Consider the following 2,792-nt stretch of genomic DNA (forward strand, 5'->3'; position numbering starts at 1 on the left):
CACCATGGCGGCCAGCTCGGCGTCGCCCTCGGGTTGTGCGGGGAAGCGGGCCAGCACGGGCACGGCGAGGGCACGCAGGCCCGCGTCGTCGTCGCGCAGGGCGAGCTCGTCGAGGGCCCACGCCCAGTTGGCGCCCTGTGCGGCGTAGCGGCGCAGCAGGTCCAGGGCGTCCCGCCGGCCGTAGGAGGCGAGGTGGCCGAGGACGGACAGGGCGAGCCCGGTCCGGTTCTCCTCGGGGTCGAGGACGTCGTCGGGGCCCAGCAGATGGGCCTCGAGCGCCGCCAGGCTCCCGTCGAGGTCGAGGTAGAGCCGGGCGTAGTACAGGGAGCGGTTCTCCAGCTGCCAGTCGTGGCGCGGATCGTGGAGCACGCACCGGTCGAGGGCCTCGATCGCCTCGGCACGGGGGGCGGTGAGCGCGTGCAGGGTCCCGTCGCCTCGGCCCCGCTGAAGCAGGCCGAGCAGGGTGCCGCTGGGCGCTATGACCGGATCGAACATGGGAGACAGCCTCACATCAAGCGTCGACGCAACCGGGAGATCACTGCACCTGGCCGCGACAACACGTCCGGGCTCCCGCCGTTTTCTGCTCGTGGTAGACCATTTTCCTCTGCCTCTCGTCGGTGGTCCTTCCGGACCGGTCACGGTCCACGCGGTTCGGCAACTCCTGCCCAACCGTCGCGTCCGTGAATCACCTGGCCATCATGACTCGCCGGTTCACCGCGTGGCGACCGGATTTCGGTGCGGCCATCCGGATCCTCCCGTTGGATCTTCCCGGTGGGACGTCCGGTGTCGCCCGAGGTCAGCGCGGTGCGACCGGTCAACGGTCAAGCGGTGCCGAAGAGTTCGAGCACCTCGGTCCGCCCGAACATGCGGGCGGTGTCGACGGCGGAGGGGGTTCCGGCGGCCGGGTCGGCGCCGCCCTCCAGCAACGCCTTGACGACCTCCGTCTCCCCCTTGAAGACGGCGCCCGCCAACGGCGTCTGACCGCGGTCGTTGACCCGGTCGGCCTGCGCGCCGCGGCCCAGCAGGGCGCGCACCGTCCCGGGGTGGCCGTGGTAGGCGGCGAGCATGATCAGGCAGTCGCCCCGGTCGTTGGTGAGGTCCGCCGGGACGCCCGCGTCCAGGTAGGAGACGAGCGCCGCGGTCTCACCCTTGCGCGCCATCTCGAAGATCCTGGTCGCGAGCTCCACGACCTCCGGGTCGGGGGCTTCGGTCATCGCGGGGTCCGCCTCTCTCCTCGCGCGGCCGTCCGGTGCGCCGCTGCCTGCCTGCTCGCCTGTCGCCTGTTCCGCCGTCCGGCCGCATGCGGCCGGCGGGCGGGCGTCCGGGTGACCGGACCACGCAGAGCCTACGGCCTGCGGGGAAACCGCCGGGCGACGGATCTCGCCCGGGCGTGCGCACCTGCACACGCGCTCCACCGTACGAGTGAATCGGCGACATGCCGGAGACCGCTCCCCGGACCCCGGCCGCGGGGCGGTGAAGATCGTCGACGTCCGCCGGGGCCCGGCGCGGCGCGTCCGTACGCCATCGGGCGGCCGGAGCCCGGCAGGACACCTCCACCAGGCGGGGGAAATCAGCGGTAAATCACTCAGTTGCACCTTTTGTCGTATCGATACATGCTGTGATCCTGGAACAACTCGTGGTGACTGTCCCCACCCGAACACCAGGAGAACCTCATGATCCTGTCCATCTCCGGCGTCGTGCTCTTCGGCATCATCGTCTTCCTGTTCTTCAGGAAGGACGGCCTCAAGGGGTCGCACGCCGTCGTCTCGGTCCTGTTCGGCTTCTACCTTTCCAGCACGGCGATCGCGCCGAGCATCAAGGCCGGCGGCGAAAGCCTGGCGAGCCTGCTGGGCGGACTGAAGTTCTGACCCCGGAGGTGCACCCGGGCGGACCCACCCCCGCTTCCCATCCCGCGAGAACCCTTCGGCACGGACATCAGGAGACCTCAGTGGCCCGGCGCCCCCTTCCCCGCATCCTGCGCAACGGCGGCGAGCACCTCGCACGCGGCCGGGAGCTGGCCCGGACAGCGGGCGCCGGCGCCACGGACGTCCTCCATCCGCTGATCACGGTGGCCCGCGGGCTGGGCCGCCTGGCCGTCGCGGCCCGGCGGAGGTGGGCGGGCACCCCCAAGGACCGGCGCGGACCCGTGCTGTTCCTGGTGGCGTCGGTTCTGCTGGTGGTCGTGCTGACGCCCCACGGGGCCGTGCTGGCCGCCGCCACACTGCTGGCGGCGGCCGGCTGGAGGGGCCGGGACCGGGCGGAGCGGCGGCCTGAGGGAGTTCCGGACGAGGAGCAGGCCAAGCGTTTGAGCTCGCTGTACGAGGCCCTGGTCCCCTACTTCTCCACCGTCGAGGACCCCGCTCCCCTCTACTCGCACGGCGGGGAGTGGCAGGAGCCCTTCGAGACGTACGAGTTCGACGACACCGGCCGGGTCTCCCGGCTGGTGCTGCGCTATCCCGCCTACTTCGCCGACGGGGAGGCCGGGGCCCGCGCCCGTGTCGAGCAGTTGCTGCACGCCAAGGCCGGACGGGGGCGCGAGTACCGGTTCGGCTGGGACGAGGAGGCGAACCGGCTCACCCTGGAGGTGCTGCCGCCGCTGCCCACGGACGTGACGCCCGACGCGTTGGCCACCTCGCCGGGCGAGACGGTCCTCGGCTTCACCGACCCCGCCGGGCCCGCGGACCCCGCCGGTCCCGCGCACGAGCCGCCGACGGCCGACGACGAGCGGGGCGGGGAGGTTCCTCCGGTGGTGTGGCGCACCGGCCCCCGCTCCACCGAGCCGCATCTGCTGG

General features: G+C 72.5%; 2 protein-coding genes and 2 pseudogenes. 2 read left to right on the forward strand and 2 right to left on the reverse strand.

The window, feature by feature from the left end:
• Together HW445_RS25385 and HW445_RS25390 are read right to left on the reverse strand one after the other, a co-directional pair.
• A pseudogene (locus HW445_RS25385) lies at positions 1-495 on the reverse strand (HEAT repeat domain-containing protein); the annotation flags it as partial.
• 326 nt (positions 496-821) lie between these two features.
• Positions 822-1,214, reverse strand: coding sequence for an ankyrin repeat domain-containing protein (locus HW445_RS25390; protein ID WP_180223241.1), 393 nt, complete (start codon positions 1,212-1,214; stop codon positions 822-824).
• A gap of 459 nt (positions 1,215-1,673) precedes the next feature.
• Between HW445_RS25390 and HW445_RS25395 the strand changes: the two genes are divergently transcribed.
• Together HW445_RS25395 and HW445_RS25400 are read left to right on the forward strand one after the other, a co-directional pair.
• Complete coding sequence (locus HW445_RS25395) at positions 1,674-1,868, forward strand: hypothetical protein (protein WP_151774927.1); 195 nt, start codon at positions 1,674-1,676, stop codon at positions 1,866-1,868.
• Positions 1,869-1,948: 80 nt separating this feature from the next.
• Positions 1,949-2,792 (forward strand): annotated as a pseudogene (locus HW445_RS25400) (hypothetical protein); the annotation flags it as partial.

This window comes from Streptomyces sp. UH6 (assembly GCF_013421635.1).
GTDB lineage: Bacteria > Actinomycetota > Actinomycetes > Streptomycetales > Streptomycetaceae > Streptomyces > Streptomyces abyssomicinicus.

Bases quoted from the DNA above. Each gene is read 5' to 3' on its own strand.
- HW445_RS25390 (WP_180223241.1), bottom strand. From the start codon at position 1,214: ATGACCGAAGCCCCCGACCCGGAGGTCGTGGAGCTCGCGACCAGGATC.
- HW445_RS25395 (WP_151774927.1), top strand. From the start codon at position 1,674: ATGATCCTGTCCATCTCCGGCGTCGTGCTCTTCGGCATCATCGTCTTC.